This is a genomic window from Psychrobacter sp. DM4, from assembly GCF_051307035.1.
In the GTDB taxonomy this organism is placed as follows: domain Bacteria; phylum Pseudomonadota; class Gammaproteobacteria; order Pseudomonadales; family Moraxellaceae; genus Psychrobacter.
On the sequence record NZ_CP195536.1, the window covers coordinates 900024 to 917585 of the forward strand.

General features: G+C 44.0%; 17 protein-coding genes. 14 read left to right on the forward strand and 3 right to left on the reverse strand.

The features are described from left to right. Window positions 1-130 precede the first annotated feature (130 nt). On the reverse strand, window positions 131-1177 hold the full coding sequence (locus ACR64G_RS04025; protein ID WP_435980237.1) for an alpha/beta hydrolase fold domain-containing protein: 1047 nt from the start codon (window positions 1175-1177) through the stop codon (window positions 131-133). A 414-nt stretch (window positions 1178-1591) separates the two neighbouring features. On the opposite strand from ACR64G_RS04025, the gene ACR64G_RS04030 reads away from it, so the two are divergent. The 8 genes from ACR64G_RS04030 (at window position 1592) to ACR64G_RS04065 (ending at window position 8419) form a co-directional block, all read left to right on the forward strand. Next, entirely contained in the window at window positions 1592-1714 is a 123-nt protein-coding gene (locus ACR64G_RS04030) for a hypothetical protein (RefSeq protein ID WP_435980238.1), read from the forward strand. Window positions 1715-1910: 196 nt separating this feature from the next. Then, entirely contained in the window at window positions 1911-2180 is a 270-nt protein-coding gene (locus ACR64G_RS04035) for a hypothetical protein (RefSeq protein WP_435980239.1), read from the forward strand. Window positions 2181-2542: 362 nt separating this feature from the next. Next, window positions 2543-3154 (forward strand): DedA family protein, encoded by a 612-nt coding sequence (locus ACR64G_RS04040; RefSeq protein WP_435980240.1) that lies wholly within the window; start codon window positions 2543-2545, stop codon window positions 3152-3154. A gap of 304 nt (window positions 3155-3458) precedes the next feature. Then, complete coding sequence (locus ACR64G_RS04045; RefSeq protein ID WP_435980241.1) at window positions 3459-4631, forward strand: iron-containing alcohol dehydrogenase; 1173 nt, start codon at window positions 3459-3461, stop codon at window positions 4629-4631. Between the two features lie 40 nt (window positions 4632-4671). Next, complete coding sequence (locus ACR64G_RS04050; RefSeq protein WP_435980242.1) at window positions 4672-5571, forward strand: SMP-30/gluconolactonase/LRE family protein; 900 nt, start codon at window positions 4672-4674, stop codon at window positions 5569-5571. Between the two features lie 221 nt (window positions 5572-5792). Then, on the forward strand, window positions 5793-6527 hold the full coding sequence (locus tag ACR64G_RS04055) for a hypothetical protein (protein WP_435980243.1): 735 nt from the start codon (window positions 5793-5795) through the stop codon (window positions 6525-6527). 360 nt (window positions 6528-6887) lie between these two features. After that, the gene (gene folD / locus ACR64G_RS04060) at window positions 6888-7793 is read left to right on the forward strand and encodes a bifunctional methylenetetrahydrofolate dehydrogenase/methenyltetrahydrofolate cyclohydrolase FolD (RefSeq protein WP_435980244.1); all 906 of its coding nucleotides are present in this window, start codon (window positions 6888-6890) and stop codon (window positions 7791-7793) included. Next, a complete protein-coding gene (locus ACR64G_RS04065; protein WP_435980245.1) occupies window positions 7790-8419 on the forward strand; it encodes a phosphate-starvation-inducible protein PsiE in 630 nt (209 codons plus the stop codon). Before folD ends, ACR64G_RS04065 begins: the two co-directional genes overlap by 4 nt. A gap of 68 nt (window positions 8420-8487) precedes the next feature. On the opposite strand, the gene corA is transcribed toward ACR64G_RS04065, so the two are convergent. Beyond that, complete coding sequence (corA, locus tag ACR64G_RS04070) at window positions 8488-9702, reverse strand: magnesium/cobalt transporter CorA (RefSeq protein ID WP_435980246.1); 1215 nt, start codon at window positions 9700-9702, stop codon at window positions 8488-8490. 62 nt (window positions 9703-9764) lie between these two features. Beyond that, on the reverse strand, window positions 9765-10154 hold the full coding sequence (locus ACR64G_RS04075; protein ID WP_435980247.1) for a DUF2237 family protein: 390 nt from the start codon (window positions 10152-10154) through the stop codon (window positions 9765-9767). Window positions 10155-10589: 435 nt separating this feature from the next. Between ACR64G_RS04075 and ACR64G_RS04080 the strand changes: the two genes are divergently transcribed. The 6 genes from ACR64G_RS04080 (at window position 10590) to ACR64G_RS04105 (ending at window position 17512) form a co-directional block, all read left to right on the forward strand. After that, window positions 10590-11852, forward strand: a complete 1263-nt coding sequence (locus tag ACR64G_RS04080; protein WP_435980248.1) for an ATP phosphoribosyltransferase regulatory subunit — start codon at window positions 10590-10592, stop codon at window positions 11850-11852. 185 nt (window positions 11853-12037) lie between these two features. Continuing rightward, complete coding sequence (locus tag ACR64G_RS04085; protein WP_435980249.1) at window positions 12038-13327, forward strand: adenylosuccinate synthase; 1290 nt, start codon at window positions 12038-12040, stop codon at window positions 13325-13327. A 246-nt stretch (window positions 13328-13573) separates the two neighbouring features. Continuing rightward, entirely contained in the window at window positions 13574-14005 is a 432-nt protein-coding gene (gene ndk / locus ACR64G_RS04090; protein WP_435980250.1) for a nucleoside-diphosphate kinase, read from the forward strand. 272 nt (window positions 14006-14277) lie between these two features. Continuing rightward, window positions 14278-15522, forward strand: a complete 1245-nt coding sequence (rlmN, locus tag ACR64G_RS04095; RefSeq protein ID WP_435980251.1) for a 23S rRNA (adenine(2503)-C(2))-methyltransferase RlmN — start codon at window positions 14278-14280, stop codon at window positions 15520-15522. 242 nt (window positions 15523-15764) lie between these two features. Then, entirely contained in the window at window positions 15765-16700 is a 936-nt protein-coding gene (gene pilW / locus ACR64G_RS04100; RefSeq protein WP_435980252.1) for a type IV pilus biogenesis/stability protein PilW, read from the forward strand. After that, window positions 16697-17512 (forward strand): helix-turn-helix domain-containing protein, encoded by an 816-nt coding sequence (locus ACR64G_RS04105; protein WP_435980253.1) that lies wholly within the window; start codon window positions 16697-16699, stop codon window positions 17510-17512. Before pilW ends, ACR64G_RS04105 begins: the two co-directional genes overlap by 4 nt. Window positions 17513-17562 lie beyond the last annotated feature (50 nt).

Genomic DNA, 17562 nt, shown 5'->3' on the forward strand with positions numbered 1-17562 from the left:
GACCATTAATTTTTGAGAACTCTTTTGGTTAATTTACGATCCTCGCTTACGAAGCGTTTGGGAATACCACAAAAAAGGTAGGACTTAATCCTACCCTCTAAGTATTCGCTTAAAAATAATCGCCCAACAATTATTTTGTAAAATTGTCTTTTAGAAAATTTGCAGCTTCAGTGATTGCGGTCGTGGTGGCAGGTGTCTGCGCTAAAGGGTTAAGCATCACAAAATCATGGGTTGTAAAATCATAACGTGTACTTTGTGTTTTTACGCCAGCGAGAGTCAATTTAGAGGCAAAAGCTTCGCCTTCATCACGCAATACATCGTTGGCATCAGTAATGACCAGTGCTGGTGGTAGATTGCTGAGTGCAGCTTTATTGTAGTTCAATGGTGAAACTCTGGGGTTTGTACTATCAACGCCTTTGGGCAAGTAAGCATTCCAAAACCATTGCATACTTGCTTTGCTAAGCCAAGGACCATCTTTAAACAACTCATATGATTCGCTCGTTAAATTTGCTGTAGTAACGGGGTAGAACATAACCATTGAGTCAAGTGGTAAACCTTCAGCCTTTGCACGCACGGCACTGACTGCGACCATTTGACCGCCAACTGAATCACCTGCTATCGCTAACTGGTTGCTGTCGATACCGAACTGAGCTGCGTTCTCTGACACATATTTAAGTACGGCATAAGCCTGATTGAGCTGTACAGGATGCTGCCTCTCAGGTGCTGGGCTGTATTCGACAAAGACCATTGCTACATTTGCTTGGGTTGCTAGATCACGCATGAGCCTTTCATGAGTAGTAAAATTACCCAGTACCCAACCGCCGCCGTGGAAATAGACCACACCTGGTAGCATCTCGCCCGTCATTCCTTTTGGACGCACAGTGTAGACTTTAAATTCATCACCAGAGCCAACTTGAAAAGTCACCTGTTCGACGTCAGCCGCTGGCATAGGGGTAGTCCCTTTTGTCTGAGTATCAATCAATACTTGACGAGCCTTCTCATAAGGTAGCTGATTAATAGGAGTAGAACCTTTTAAACTATCGATAAACTGTTGCGTTGTTTTCTCTAGAACAACAACGGGGATGTCTGTATTAGGTACAGAGATATCGTGTGCAAAACTTAATGCTGGCACAGCAAGAATAGGCATACTGAACGCTAGTGCGTGAAAGATTTTCATATAGATTCCTTTACTCAATGAGTAATATATAATGTTTGAGTGTTAATGGGTTGTTAGAGATGTTGCTGAAACTTCAAAATAATAAAGCAGACGTACGAAAACGTGCAACGACTATTATAGTTAAAGAAATGCTCTACAAGCATGAATTTTAACGATTTTTACTTTACCATACCCTTACAGAATTGTTTCTTACAAAATTGTAATAAATACAGGTTCAAATTAATCTCGCGCTCGACGGTTCTTAAAAGATATCGCTCAATCGCATTTATCGTCTTTTACGATAAAAAGGTTAAAACATGGAACACAATAATATACTTAGACAATCTCTAGGCTATTTTCTAACCCTATCATTTTCTAACCCTATCAATTGTGCTGATTCGCTTAAGTGAGACACTTGGTGGCCCTAAAATCTCTATGAAAAGAGATGATAATACGGGACTCGCTCTAGACGTTAACAAAACTCGTAAACTTGAATACATCATGGGTGATGCCCTAAAACAGGACCCTGATACCATTACTGATGAGCTTTTAAGATGATATTTGATATTTTCGGTTGCTCTTGCTGGGCTATATAGATTCTAAAATATTCATCAAATGGCAAAAAGCCCGCTGATACTATATCGGCGGGCTTTTTGCTATATGCGTTACGAGCGAACAATAGTGTATGCTATAAAATACTCATTTTTACTCTATAAAGGTATCTATTATAAAGCGTGTAGCCCAAATACAGCCATTGTCCCGCCCGCATCATCTAGGTCCCAGCGTATCTCGTCATGCCAAAAAGTGCCTCGATACACCGCAGGATATCAGCAAGCATTGGTACAATTTGAGCGCTTATCTTGATAGCATGAACAGTCACTTTGATATCGGACAGCATTTAATTGTGACAGTTTTGGAGCCTTATCGAGAATCACACTCCAAAGTGGCAGCGGCACTTATTGCGCTGGACGAACCGCATAAACGGCTACGTATATTTTTATTCGAGCCAACAAGCGCAGGGTAGTATTTATGACGCAAGCGCAGACAAGGTCAAACGTATAGATGAGAGTCGCTAGAGTAGAGGTCATTGGCTTTAGTTGTGCTGTTCATGCCATAGCGTATCACCATGATCTTGCTAAAGATTATCAAACGTGACTTATACATAGGGAGCGATTGACACATAGAATAACTCAAACTAAGCAAAGACAAAGGCTAAAGAGAGTCATCTATCTCTTGGAGATAACGTTACTGTTTTTGTGGTCATAACAGAATCTTTACAACCTAAAAGCGATACTCCATTCTTTACTACAAAATCACTATTCGATAGTAGGGTCAGTCTTGGCATAATCGCGTGGCTTGGCTTACGAAATATTAGAGGATACCGTCATGGGTCAAATCAGCGAGTGGGTTCTATCGATTATGGCCAAGTTTGGCTATTTTGGCATCATATTTGCGATGTTTGCTGAAAATGTTTTTCCGCCCATACCGTCTGAAGTTATTATGCCTGCTGCGGGTTTTGCTGCCTCAAAAGGAGATCTAAGCTTGATATTGGTCATCGGCGCAGGAACGCTGGGCGCGGTACTTGGGGCGCTACCTTTGTACTATTTAGGGCATATATTTGACAAGCAGCGCCTAGTGTCATTTACAGATAATTATGGCAAGTATGTATTTGTGAAAGCCGATGATGTGATATCTGCCAATGACTGGTTTGATCGTCATGGCAAGATGGCAGTATTCTTTGGAAGAATGGTACCTGGAGTGCGTTCGCTCATCTCTATACCTGCTGGCATGAGTAAGATGCCAATGCTTCCATTTTTACTACTGACCGCACTAGGTTCAAGTATTTGGGCAACGATATTGACACTAGCAGGATATTACCTAGGTCAAAATTATGAAGTCATCGAAGGAGTACTTGCACCTTATTCTAAGATAATTGTCATACTATTCATAATCGTTATCATAGGGATCATTATAAAACGGCGCATAAGTGACAAATAAAGTCAGAAAATACTAACAAATGTTCCTCAATTCTCTCTTTAACTTATTGATAACTATAAATAAAAATAAATTTGTAAATAGCAAAGCTATCCGCATAAACGGATGTTTTTTATATTATATTTTGAATATTAGGTCTTGGGACGTGGCTATATATAGCTTAAAGACTTATCGGGTAAAACAAAAGACATCAAAACGAACTGAAAACACGTTGATCGATCCTAATATGTGAGAGTTGGTATCATAATTGCTTGTATTTAAACGAGTAAAAATTGTGTTATAAATAACTCGTCTACTAATATCAAGGATGAATGGGGTGACAGGACTAGAATTCTATACCAACGGTCATATTATCAGTGAAGCTGGCAGTATGAGCCAAAAACTAGGTACTTTAGCCAAGCAATACAACACCTCGTCGGCGCTTATTGTGACTGATGCTGGTATTGAAGAGTTAGGTTATGTCGACATTGCTATCCAATCATTAGAAGCTTCTGGTATTCAGGTCGTTGTATACCGTGATGTCGTAGCAGATCCACCTACTGAAGTTGTCAATGAGGCGATAGCATTAGCAAGACAGCATCAGTCTGACCTTATTATTGGTCTAGGCGGTGGTAGCTCCATTGATACCGCAAAGATCGTAGCATTATATCCAAATGATTTTGAGTGTATTACTGATATTTTGGATATGAGCTTAGAGGGTTTTAACAAGCGACCACTCTTTGCTATACCGACTACCGCAGGTACAGGGGCTGAAGCCACTTTTGTATCTGTTATCACTGCCAAAGATGGCAGTAAAAAAGCTATCTATACGCCCAAAATTCTTCCTGATGTCGCGCTTTTAGATGCCACTTTAACGCTCAAACTGCCTCGCCATATCACTGCCGCCACCGCTCTTGATGCTATGGTACATTGTATCGAAGCCTATACCAGTCGTACCAAAAAAAATCCTATGTCTGATGCTTTTGCTATTAAAGGATTGCAGATGCTATGGAACAATTTTGAGCGAGCGTTAAATCATGGCGATGATATCGATGCTCGTTCTGAGATGTTGTTAGGCTCAACGCTTGCAGGTATTGCTTTTGTCAACTCATCGGTTGCAGCGGTTCATGGTTTGTCTTATCCGCTAAGTATAACCTTTCATATTCCACATGGCCATGCCAATGCATTGGTTATGGGAGCCGTCTTTTCTTTTAATTTATCAAAAGCTGCGCCGCTTTATGCAGAACTGGCTCGTGCGGTTATGCCTACGCAAACTGCTAATAAAAATGATACGCAAGCAGCAACATTGTTTATTGAGCAATTAAAATACTTTTTAACCTCAAGTGGTCTTCAGTACCGTTTGCGTGATCTCAACATTACCAAGAGCGATGTTCCTGCATTGGTAGATATTGTCATTGACACCTACGCGCGCCTCATAGCAACCAATCCAAAAGGTATGACGCGGGCAGAAGTGACGTCCATGTATGAAGAAATACTATAATAAATTTTAGATATTTACCTATGAGTCAAGGAAAATAATTATGTCAAAATACGAGATAGATGTGGTGGTAGATGGCTTTCACTATTTAGAAGGTCCACGCTGGTACAAAGATGCCTTGTGGTTCGTCGATTTTTATACCAAAGGTGTGTACCGTGTCAATGACGCAGGAGACGCTGAAAAAATCGTCCATATCGAAGATCAACCTTCAGGTTTGGGCTGGTTGCCTGATGGACGCATGCTAGTGGTCTCGATGAAAGACCGCAAAGTGTTGCGCTTAGAGAACGATGGCGAGTTGGTCGTTCATGCCGATATATGGGAGCATTGCGGCGGTCACGCCAACGATATGGTCGTGGCAATGAATGGCAATGCTTATGTGGGCAATTTTGGTTTTGATCTGATGAGCGGCGAGGATCACAAAGATACAGGTTTGGTATTAGTCAGACCTGACGGTAGCTCGCAAGTGGTCGCCCAAGGTTTGTCCTTTCCAAACGGTATGGTCATCTCTGCTGACGAGAAAACCTTGATTGTCAACGAGCTATTTGGTAATAGAATCTCGCAGTTTGATGTCCATGAGGATGGTACGCTTGGGGAAAGACGAGACTTTGCTAGCTTCGGTGCGCTTGGCGATGAGCCTAATCTTAGTAAGCGTATTGAGCGCGCTAAGATCTTACCCGATGGCCTAACCTTAGATAAAGAAGGCGCGGTTTGGATCGCTGATACCCTAAATCACCGTGTTGCTCGCATCAAAGAGGGTGGCGAGATACTTGAGGTTGTAGAGACTGCACCTGAAGGTATCTTTGCGGTGACGCTTGGAGGAGCCGATGGCAAAACACTATTTATGTGCGCTGCCCTCGACTGGGACGAAGAATCACGTAAGGCTGAAACTAAAGGGCGTATGCTATCGACGAGAGTTGACGTCGCTCATGATGGTACGCCTTGATCAACGGCTAAACACTGACTGTTTTACCTACTAAAAAAGCAACGACAGTGATGTGGTTGCTTTTTTAGTAGGTAAAGACATAGCCGTTATAGACGGTTCTATAAATACCACATACCCTAAATTAACGCATAATCGCTGTTACATGTCTTGTTTTGTTGCTTAATTTGAAGCAATATGAGAGGTCATTTGTGTGAAGCCATAACCAACAAGGATGTTTTATTATGTCTAAAAATACTACCTTTTTATCCGGCAACCTCATACTAAAATCAGTAGTACTAGGCGCCTCGTTAGTTGCCCTGTTAACCAGCTCAGGCTGCGCGACCAATTCCTTATTGCAAGATAACAATAGGGTCAGCGAGCGCTCCGTTAAGACGATGTTATCGCAAGGTCAGATCGTCGCTTTTGGTCGTCCTGCGCAGGCGCTACCTAAAACGCCGAATGCAACCATGGTTATCGTCGGTGAAAAAAACAGCTACGTTCTGACTCAAGGCGGCTCTGAGATGGTCAATCTATTGACCAATCTAACTCCAAAGAACATTCAAGTCGAAAACGATATGAGCTTCACTGTGCCGAACAACGATGGCTATTTTCAAGGACAGATGAAGCTGTCTTATGCCAAGCTAAAAGATGAGTTTAGCCGCACAGATTATCAGTTCTTTTTACAAAATGGTGGGCAAGATTGCACCTCTGTCAGTGATACCCGTATTAATGCACAGCGATTTTGCTTTACTGTGCCAGTAAAAGGCGCCATCTATCCACAAGTGAGCAACTTGAGCATGATTCAATCGCAGTATCGTGCCTTGAGCAAACCGTATACCGTGACGTTCTATGGTCAGACGCAGCAGACCCAAGTCAATTCAGGTGGTACAAGCACCGCAGGTAAGCTAGTATTACTACCCTTCGCGCTAGCCTTTGACGTCGTGACTTTTCCAATACAGTTATTAGATAGTATTTAAAGTAAAGCTGACTCAATAACTCTCAGCTGCCGATCTTGTATAAAGAGATTGGCAGCTTTTTTTTAATTAAATTTAACTCGTTAAATCAGTACGACAAATCGAAAAAATTAGAAAGTATGACTGTTGTCGATAACGAAGGATGTCTGATTATAACAGCGCCTGTGATACCGAGTATGTCACTAGTGACATGCTATGGCAGTTGCCGTAACGCAAAATAAAAACCTAAAATTAGGATAAAGTATCGGTCTATTAATGGGCCGTTTTTTTTGTCTCAAAAGTAAGCACGTAACATGCCCTAGGATTTTGTAGCGCGGGCAGGTACAATATCTCCTTAAATAAATCGCTATTTTTGGAGTCTTCATGTCAATTGCTCAAGAGTCGTCAACTACTCACTCTGCTACTATTTTGGACGGTAAAACACTTGCTAAGCAAATTGAGCAGCAATTAAAGACTCGCGTAGAGGCGATCAAAGCCAAAACAGGACGTACACCAAGCCTTGCGACGATATTGGTCGGTGCCGATCCTGCTTCAGCGACGTATGTACGTATGAAAGGCAATGCTTGCAAGCGGGTCGGTATGGACTCTATTCGCGTTGAGATGCCAAGTACCACAACGACTGAACAGCTGATGGCAAAGATCGATGAGCTCAACAATACTTCTGATGTTCACGGCATCTTACTTCAGCACCCTGTGCCCGATCATATCGATGAGCGCGCCTGTTTCGAGCAGATAGCACTGGCAAAAGACGTTGACGGGGTGACAAGTTTGGGCTTTGGTCGTATGAGTATGCAACAGCCAGCATACGGCTCATGTACGCCTCAGGGTATTATGCACTTGTTAGAGCATCATAAGATTGAGCTCTCTGGAAAAGAGGCGGTGGTCGTGGGCCGTAGTCCAATCTTGGGTAAGCCTATGGCAATGATGCTATTAAATGCCAATTGTACCGTAACTATTTGCCATTCAAGAACCCAGAATTTAGCCGCTCATGTGCAGCGCGCCGATATCATTGTGGGAGCAGTTGGCGTGCCTGAGCTGATCAAATCAGAGTGGATTAAGTCAGGCGCGGTCGTTATCGATGCAGGTTTTCATCCGACAGATGACGGCGGTGTTGGTGATATCGAGAGTCAAGGAGTTGCACAAGTAGCCAGTGCTTATACGCCAGTACCAGGCGGCGTGGGGCCGATGACGATTAATACTTTGATTCGCCAAACGGTCATCGCAGCAGAGCAATCAGCGGGTCTAAGCAAGGATTTGATAAGCCAATGAAACAACCATCAACCAAAGACTTAGACAAAGCATCGAACCCGCTACCTAATCATGAGCCTAATCATTTGCAAGTCGATAGCGCTGAGACGACCAAAATAAGTACCAAAGCGGTGAAATCAACTATAGGTATTCATGAGCGGTTACAGCATATCGGTAGAGAGTTTGTCGATATCTGCCACTATGTCATCTTATTCTTAATCAGTGTCGTCGTCGTCTGGACAGCAGGTAAAGAGTTTGTTGGAATCGTTCAAAAGGGGTCCGCAGACTTAAAAGACATTTTGATGCTATTTATTTATCTTGAATTGCTTGCCATGATTGGTATTTATTTCAAAACGCATCGTTTGCCTGTACAGTTTTTGATATTTATCGCTATAACGGCCTTGTCACGACATTTAGTGGTCGATGTGCAAGCGGTATCAGATTACTTCCATCTATGGTTACTCGCCACAATCTCGGTGGCGATTATGCTGTTAAGTGGTGCCATCGTAGTGCTGACATGGACTGCAAAAACGTTTGGTCGTCCAGAGGACAATCTTGACAGCCAGCAGGCAAACCTGACTATCAAAGCTCTCCTTCCCGACAACGCGCAAGCCCCTAATAATACTACAAAACACCGCCGCGAGTAATAATTGAGGAAAAACCACTTCCAAAAAGAGCTACCAATGGTAGCTCTTTTTTATGAAAAATCTTTTTACTACAGCCATTTTAATCTTTTAAAGTTGTAGTAGAGATAGCTACAGAGACTGATAATAAGCACCATGATCACAAGATATGAGTATCTCCAATGTAGCTCTGGCATAAAGTCAAAGTTCATACCATAGATACCTGCGATCGCCGTTGGTACTGCTAAGATACCAGCCCAAGCCGCCAGCTTACGTACCACCTCGTTCTGTCCCATATTGACCATCGCCATGTAGGTATTCATGACGACGCTGAGCATCTCATTGAGCCCGTTTATCGCATCTAAAGAATGCAATAGATGATCGTTCACATCACGAAAGTAGGGCTTGGCTGCTTGTGAGAAGCCTGAGACCAGTTCGCTCTTTTTATGATTGATAAAGAAACTACAGATATCTTGGACTGGTAAGATAATCGCGCGCATATGCACCAGTTGCGATTTTAATTCATAAAGGTTTTTTAGTGTGCTTTTATCAAACTCATAAGTGAAGACGTAGCGCTCTTGCTCGCGCAAGTATTGACCCAAGCGATCGGTGATCGGCATGTAGTTATCAACGATAAAATCGAGTATGGCATGCAATACAAAGATAGGCCCCATACGTAGTTTTTCTGGGCGACGATGACAGTGCTCACGGACAGGCGCGTACGAGTTCGAAGGGCCATTACGAATGGTAATCAGATAGTTTTTACCCATAAATATCGCGGTAGTACCGTAGCGAATAACGTTATCCTCTAACTTTGCGGTACGTAAGACAACAAAGACCATGTCATTATCGTAGTTTTCAACCTTGGCACGTTGATGATCAGCAAAAGCATCTTCTATCGCTAGCTCATGGAGTCCAAAAGCGTCTTGTACTTTGACCATAGTTTCTAAACTGGGATCGTAAAGACCCAGCCAGATAAATTGACCGCTGTTGCTCAAAGCACGGCTTACATCATTGAGGGCGACTTGATTGAGTTTTTCGCCCGTCTTACGCGAGTACGAGTAGCAGCTGACGACCTCATCAACGCTGGTATATTCTATGTCCTCATAGCGCTCAGAGTCAGGATCATAGACAGTCATGGTCTCAATGGTATCTTCTAACGTTGCATCGGCGTCACCATAGATATAGCTGTCATAATCAGCGATATAGGGCTGCACATCGTTACGACTAGAGTAGATGTGTTTTAGGTTGGTATCAGGAGTGATATGTGTGTTCGTTTTTAACGCAAGGCCGTCATCGTCTATCATTTGTCATCTCTTAATAGCAAAAAACGCGCTTCTGGCAGGGCTCATTTTTATAACTGATAACGCTATAGAGCAAAGCGTTTTAGCGTGTCAATATCGACCAGAGTCAGCAGACTCTCATGACATGCCTCTAATTTGATTTGCGGCGCAATATCGAAATCTAAGGCCTCAACCCAGCGCAGCGCGCAGATACACCAGTAGTCGCCAGGTTTAAGACCTGCAAAATTATACTCAGGTAAAGGAGTAATCAGATCATTGCCGCGACTGGCTGAAAAGTTTAAAAATTCACTGGTCATTTTGGCGCAGACGGTGTGCTGACCAACATCAAAATGCCCGGTATGACAAAAACCGTTGCGGTAGTAGCCGGTAATAGGATCAAAGCAGCAGCTGGCAAGGGCGGTGCCTAGGACGTTGGTTTGGTTGATATCGGGACTTGGATGGTGATCAATTGACATAAAATTTCCAATAGATAGGATAAAAGAAGCTATGGGCTAGTGTAACATGAGTCTATCTTGCCGCCATACTCGATTTAGAACCTATTCATCCTACTCGGCGGCAGTCTCAACCGATCAAAGTTTTATTACAGCAGCAGTCGCTATTGGCTTGAATTATGGCTAGGCGAACTCTAGTGGCTATGATAAACTTAGGCGCAAAGTGCATTGATAAAATGTGCGATGTACTTAGCAAAAAGCGTTTTGACAAGTACGAGATTTTTCGATCATTTGTCGTGCAATTTTAGTCGTCTTACCATTCCCGTTTATATTTACGATCATCATTTTTGGTATTACCTAGTTTTATTATAATTGTGTGGTGTGATAATTTTTTTGATCCTCGCTGTCCTTTTATAATACTGCGTATTTGGTAAGCGATATACCAAACAAGGATTTATTGTGCCTGCTAGTTCTGATTCTGACCCGTCCAATGCTCTACCGACTTTGAGCAGTACACATTTAAGTCATCTTGCAAGTGAAACTGCCAATCACTGGCTGCTCCCTGATGGGGTAGTCGATGTATTGTTCAATGATGCGCAAAAGCAAGAGATGCTGCGACATCAATTGACCCAGCAGCTGATTACTCATGGCTATCAGCTGGTGTGCCCACCGATGATTGAGTACACTGAGTCTCTGCTCAAAGACGCATCAGAGGATCTCAAACGTCAAACCTTCAAGATTATCGATCAGCTTACAGGGCGTTTGATGGGGGTGCGCGCGGATATTACCCCGCAGATTTTGCGCATTGATGCGCATCACGGCGGCAGCGGTATTGCACGCTACTGTTACGCAGGTGATGTCATTCACACCCTACCATCAGGCCTGTTTGGCTCTCGCACGCCACTTCAGTTGGGCGCTGAGATATTCGGCTGTCATGTTATTGACGCAGATATTGAGCTGATAGATGTGCTGATGACGATGGTAACAACTCTAAAGATGAGCGCTAACTTGCACATAGACTTAGGTCATGTGGCAATCTTTAAGCGCTTAAGTGAATTGGCTACGTTATCGGATAAAGACACCGAGGAGCTCATGCATTTGTATGCTAATAAGAACCTACCTGAGCTTAAACGCATCTGCCAAGATCTGCCTATGGGCACAGACTTCTATGCGTTGGCACGCAACGGTCATGATACCGAACAGCTACTTGCAAAACTATCGAACGCCGCCAAACAAGACACCCAAATAGCCGAAGCTATCAATGAGCTACAACTGCTTACAAACCATCTTCAGGATAAATGGCAATGTGATGTCAGCATCGATATCACTGAGCTCTCAGGCTATCACTATCATACGGGCATCGTGTTCAATGGTTATATCAACAGTGAGACGCAGCCTTTGGTGCGCGGCGGGCGTTTCGATGGGATGCAAAGCGGCAGTCAGATATTAGATGAGCGACCTCGCGCAGCGACTGGTTTTAGCATGGATGTCAGTCGTTTGCTGTCTCATGTCGAAACCGTCACGACTACTGTTATTGTCGTTGATTATGCTGCCAAAAACCATGCAAATGAGACTCAGAGACAAGCATTACAGCAAAAAACAGCGCAGTTACGTCAGCAAGGTAATCGCGTGACCCTGCCACTAGATGAGCAGGACAGTCCGCAAGGCGCGACGCATCGATTGATATTGAATGATAATGAATGGCAACTAATCACTATTTGATAATGCGCTCATACCACGCATTTATAGCAATACTCTTTTTAATATTTTATTGAACACACTCGTACCGTTTTATCCTAGTGCTGTTGTCGAATTTGTAAGTGCTACTATACTATAGGTAGGCTAATAGGTTTTGATAGTCAGCCAATGATAAACGAGTACTTAATACATTAGCGTAAGGATTTATCATGGGTAAAAATGTCGTAGTTTTGGGTAGTCAATGGGGCGATGAAGGTAAAGGCAAAATCGTTGATTTGCTGACTGAAAAGGCCACCGCTGTTGCACGTTTTCAAGGCGGTCACAATGCTGGGCATACTCTCGTTGTCGATGGCAAAACGACCATTTTGCATCTGATCCCATCAGGTATCCTACGTGAGGGCGTGACGTGCTTTATCGGTAATGGTGTGGTGCTCGCTCCTGATGCACTACTCAAAGAGATGAAGGAGCTCGAAGCTAACGACGTTCCTGTCCGCGAGCGCTTGCGCATCTCGCCTAATTGTCCGCTTATCATGCCTTATCATGTGGCACTCGATCAAGCTCGTGAAGCCCGCCGCGGCACTGGCAAAATCGGTACGACAGGTCGCGGTATCGGTCCTGCTTATGAGGACAAAGTCGCTCGCCGTGCTATCAAATTAGCGGACTTGTTTCGTGAAGACTTAGAAGAAAAACTACGTAATCTTATCGAATACCATAACTTTCAGCTGACGCAGTACTACAAAGTCGATGCGATTGACTTTGATGCAACCCTCAAACTCTGCCAAGAGTGGAAGGAAGAGATCAAAGGTATGGTCACTGATGTCACCGAAGATTTGAACCAGCTGCGTTTGGCGGGCAAAAATCTTATGTTTGAAGGAGCGCAAGGGACACTACTTGATATCGATCACGGTACTTATCCCTTTGTGACCAGCTCAAGCGTGACAGCAGGCGGCGTCTCTACAGGTACGGGTATAGGTCCTTTATACTTAGATTATGTCCTAGGTATCACCAAAGCCTATACTACGCGCGTGGGTAGTGGTCCGTTCCCAACAGAACTATTCGATGATGTGGGCGCGCATTTAGCTCGCGTCGGTCATGAGTTTGGTGCAACAACGGGACGCGCACGTCGCTGTGGTTGGTTCGACGCCGAAGCGCTACGCCGGGCTGTGGTATTGAACTCATTATCGGGTATTTGTTTGACTAAACTTGATGTTTTAGACGGTTTAGAAGAGCTAATGATCGGCGTTGGCTATAACTTGCCCGAGACTGAATGCGCAGGCGCTCATGATGCTGAGTTCTATGAGTCAGTGACGCCAAAGTATGAAACCTTGCAAGGCTGGAGCGAGTCAACGGTCGGTATCACTAACTACGATGATTTGCCAGAAAACGCCAAAATATACATCAAGCGTATCGAAGCCTTAATCGATTGTCCTATTGATATCATCTCAACCGGTCCTGACCGCGAAGAGACGATCGTATTGCGTGATCCGTATGATGCTTAGTGTATATTTCACTTATACGATATAAATAGCTTTTGTTTAAGAGGCCTCAGTAATTAGTATTGGGGCTTTTAGCTTTTCTTAAGGGACAATTATAAATAACCCCTATCATTTATAGCGTCAATCATTATAATAGGCAGCAATCACACGTTTGGGCATAGAGATACGCATTAGTATATCTGACAGGCTTGAATGTTTTAGTAATCACAGACATTTACCCTTTTTATTTGCATTTATTAGGAGCTACACATGGCTAACGAACGTACTTTATCTATCATCAAACCTGACGCGGTTGGCGGCAATCATATCGGCGCAATTTATGATCGTTTCGAAAAATCTGGTCTAAAAATCGTTGCAGCAAAAATGATGCAATTAGACGACGAAAAAGCAGGCGGCTTTTACGCTGAGCACGCTGAGCGCCCATTCTATAACGATCTAAAGTCATTTATGATGTCAGGTCCAGTACTGGTGTCAGTACTAGAAGGCGAAAACGCTATCGCTCGTCATCGCGAAATCATGGGTGCTACCAACCCAAAAGACGCAGAAAAAGGCACTATCCGTGCTGATTTCGCTAGCAGCATCGACGAAAACGCCGTTCATGGTTCAGACTCAGCAGAGTCAGCGCAGCGTGAAATAAGCTACTTCTTCAACGATGATGAAGTCTGTGCACGTACGCGTTAATTCATCTCGCTTGTAAACAGTATAGCGATATAGAATATTTAGGCGGCTTATATCTTAGGGGTATAAGCCGTTTTAGCACTTATGATAGACTTGTTATTGAAATTAGCGATCATTTGCCTCATCATCTATATTTAGATAGCGTTATCAATCCCTTATCAGCATATTTTATTAATCATCATATAAATAAAGCACGCTCATAACGGATTGCTCATGCCGCACTATCATCTCAATACTTGCCTCGCTTATCAGCTGGTGCAAAAAGGTTATTTACTATGTCAACGATTCAAGCTACGTCAACGATTCAAGCGCCTACTCAGCACGTTCCAGCCAAGACTAAAAGTATCAAACTAGTAGATGAGGCACAAGCCAAGACCAATCTGCTCGGTATGACACAAGCGCAATTGGCTGATTATTTCAAGAGCATAGGTGAGAAGCCCTTTCGCGCCACCCAAGTCATTAAATGGATCTATCAGCATGGCGTTACTGACTTTGATCAGATGACTAATCTGAGTAAATCATTGCGTGATAAATTAGCCTTAAACGCTTGTGTGACGCCGCCAAAGGTCATTCATCGTCAGTACAGTCATGATGGGACGCGTAAATGGGTATTTGAAGTTACAGGCGGCTCTTTGGTTGAGACAGTACTGATACCAGCAGATGACAGCAAAGAGAACGGCCGTAAAACCTTGTGCGTGTCCTCACAAGTGGGCTGCGCGCTAGATTGTAGTTTTTGTAGTACGGGCAAACAAGGCTTTGAGCGCGATTTGAGCGCGGCTGAAATCTTAGGGCAGCTTTGGGTGGCTAATGCCTCTTATATGACTGATGACAACGATAGCTTGGAGCACGTCGATCATAGTTTGTGGAAAAATAACGTCACTAACGTGGTGATGATGGGCATGGGTGAGCCACTACTGAACTATAAGCCAGTAGTCAGCTCCATGGAGCTTATGCTCAGCGATCATGGCTATGACCTATCTAAGCGCCGGGTGACCTTATCGACCTCAGGTGTGGTTCCCAAAATGTACGAGCTGGCGCAAGATATCGACGTAGCACTCGCCATCTCCTTACATGCGCCAAACGATGCGCTACGTAACGAGCTAGTACCTATCAACAAAAAATATCCATTAGAGCAATTGATGGCAGCCGCCCGTAACTATGTCTACGAGGTCAATCCGCGCCACAAAAAACATGTGACGATAGAGTATGTCATGCTAGATGGTGTCAACGATAGCAACGAGCATGCTCATGAGCTAGTGGCCTTACTTGGTGATTTGCCCAGTAAAATAAATCTGATTCCATTCAACCCTTTTCCGCATGCTGGTTATGATAAGTCTAGTAATAATCGCATTCATACCTTTAGCAACATCCTAAGCGAAGCGGGCTTTGTCTGTACTATCCGCCAAACGCGCGGCGACGACATTGACGCCGCTTGTGGTCAATTGGTTGGTCAAGTAGCTGATCGTACTCGGCGCTCAGCGGCTTGGCAACAAAGTATTAAGAATAGAGAGGGGAGCTAAAAACAGTGCTGGGCTGTGTTATACCAGTGCTAAGCTGTCTTCTAAGTCTCTTTACAGTAATAAAAGTGTAGTTGTGCGAAGTTAATTGTACTTATACGACACAAATCTATTAAACTAATGCCTCGTAGTCTCGCTACAACGATATATCGCCATAAATCGTATAGTGCTATAGACACTGAAATAGTGATGCATAAGTGTAGTGATATTTAGTCTTGAACCATCGTATTTTGAGGGTAGCTGTAATGACGCTTAAATCTTTATGCCAGCCCAAACTTCCTATCTTTAATCGTAAAAGCACACGTTGTAGCACTCAGCGACCAGATATATGCAGCCCTACATATAAGAGTAAAGTTATAATCGGTGTGGTACTCGGATTATCTATAGCAGGTTGTCAGAGCACCCAAAATACTGACCTGACGGGCAACACACGCTACCAGACGACCACGCAAGCGAGCGGTGATCGTAGTGTCGATAAGCAAGAAGTCGCTCGCGTTCGTACTACACTTGCCGCGCAGTATATCCGCAAAAACGATCTTGACACCGCACAGCGACAGCTCGAAAAAGCTTTTGCTGCTGATAGCAGGTACGCGCCCGCCTATGATATGATGGGCGTTTTGTTGCAGCAAGAGGGCAGCCGTCTTAACCTACAAAAGGCAGATCAGTACTTTAAGAAGGCAATAGCTTTAGATCCCGATTTTGTGCAGGTGCGCAATAACTACGGCGTCTATCTGTCACAGATGGATCGTTACGGTGAAGCCGCTGAGCAGTTTGAGATTGCAGGTGCAGCTCTGGGTTACGAAGGCCGTATTGGCGCGCTTGAGAACTTGGGTCGTACCTACCTTCAACTCAACGATCATCCAGCAGCAGCAAAGGCATTTTTGCGTGCGCTTGATGGTAACCGGAGTAGTATCATTGCTCACATTGAACTGGTTGATTTACTTCTTGAACAGCAGCGAGTTCAGCAGGCACAAAGACTCTATGATGAGACTTTACTACTGGTACGCGGACAAACTATTAGCCCACGTTTGATGCTACAAGGCATCAAACTAGCTGATGCACAGAAGCAAAAACCAACGCGTCAGCAATTAGCGCAGCAGCTGTTATCCGCTTATCCGCTTAGTGATGAAGCAAAACAACTTAAGACTTGGCTGAATAACCCAGAGGCACCATGGAAATGACCACCCCATCATCAAACCAACTATCCAATGCTCAGGGATCGTTCGGTGCTATGTTGCAACAGGCCCGAAAGACCAAGCAAGTCACTTTGGATGAGGCCGCAAACGAGCTATTTATATTGAAGCGTCACCTGCAAGCTTTGGAGAGTGAGAACTTCTCTGATCTACCGCAAGTGGCCTTTGCTCGCGGTTTTGCGATCAACTATGCCAAGTTTTTAGATCTAGATCCTACCAAAGTTGCCGACAGCTTTGACGCCGCTTATCCCAATGAGCTCAAACAGCGTGCTGATAATAATATTGAGTCGCCGCTGCGTCCTATGGGGACATTACAGCGAGACAGCCACAACCGTATTCGCTTCAATCCTATGCTGATTCTCGCGGTCGTCGCACTTATTATCTTGGCAGTCTTTTTGTATCGTATGGTGAGTAATGCAACCAGCGATAATACTGAAGAGACCACACCGCTATCAGATGACATCTCAATTACTGAGCAGACACAAGGCGCGGCAATTGATAATCAGGACACTGTTGGTGCTTCGGGATCTGCACTTAATTTAGGAGCGCCAGCTGCTGGTACTGAACTACCTCTACTTATTAGCATTACAGATGAAGTTGTTGTCAATATTACAGATGCGGCGGGTAGCAGCCTGATGACTGGCAATCAGAACGCTGGCAATTATGAGCTTTTAGGCGTACCGCCTCTTAACGTTAATATTAGTGATACCGCTGGCGTTAGCATGACGTTTAACCAAGAGCCAGTCGCTATGGATGAGTACGTAGCGGGCGACCAAGCTAGCTTTATTTTAAACCCTTAGATGTTGGTTAGTACTCCTCAAAGATAGGGGAGGTACTACTACAAGAGATA

Bases quoted from the DNA above. Each gene is read 5' to 3' on its own strand.
- ACR64G_RS04025 (WP_435980237.1), bottom strand. From the start codon at position 1,177: ATGAAAATCTTTCACGCACTAGCGTTCAGTATGCCTATTCTTGCTGTG.
- ACR64G_RS04030 (WP_435980238.1), top strand. From the start codon at position 1,592: ATGAAAAGAGATGATAATACGGGACTCGCTCTAGACGTTAACAAAACT.
- ACR64G_RS04040 (WP_435980240.1), top strand. From the start codon at position 2,543: ATGGGTCAAATCAGCGAGTGGGTTCTATCGATTATGGCCAAGTTTGGC.
- ACR64G_RS04045 (WP_435980241.1), top strand. From the start codon at position 3,459: ATGAATGGGGTGACAGGACTAGAATTCTATACCAACGGTCATATTATC.
- ACR64G_RS04050 (WP_435980242.1), top strand. From the start codon at position 4,672: ATGTCAAAATACGAGATAGATGTGGTGGTAGATGGCTTTCACTATTTA.
- ACR64G_RS04055 (WP_435980243.1), top strand. From the start codon at position 5,793: ATGTCTAAAAATACTACCTTTTTATCCGGCAACCTCATACTAAAATCA.
- folD (WP_435980244.1), top strand. From the start codon at position 6,888: ATGTCAATTGCTCAAGAGTCGTCAACTACTCACTCTGCTACTATTTTG.
- ACR64G_RS04065 (WP_435980245.1), top strand. From the start codon at position 7,790: ATGAAACAACCATCAACCAAAGACTTAGACAAAGCATCGAACCCGCTA.
- corA (WP_435980246.1), bottom strand. From the start codon at position 9,702: ATGATAGACGATGACGGCCTTGCGTTAAAAACGAACACACATATCACT.
- ACR64G_RS04075 (WP_435980247.1), bottom strand. From the start codon at position 10,154: ATGTCAATTGATCACCATCCAAGTCCCGATATCAACCAAACCAACGTC.
- ACR64G_RS04085 (WP_435980249.1), top strand. From the start codon at position 12,038: ATGGGTAAAAATGTCGTAGTTTTGGGTAGTCAATGGGGCGATGAAGGT.
- ndk (WP_435980250.1), top strand. From the start codon at position 13,574: ATGGCTAACGAACGTACTTTATCTATCATCAAACCTGACGCGGTTGGC.
- rlmN (WP_435980251.1), top strand. From the start codon at position 14,278: ATGTCAACGATTCAAGCTACGTCAACGATTCAAGCGCCTACTCAGCAC.
- pilW (WP_435980252.1), top strand. From the start codon at position 15,765: ATGACGCTTAAATCTTTATGCCAGCCCAAACTTCCTATCTTTAATCGT.
- ACR64G_RS04105 (WP_435980253.1), top strand. From the start codon at position 16,697: ATGACCACCCCATCATCAAACCAACTATCCAATGCTCAGGGATCGTTC.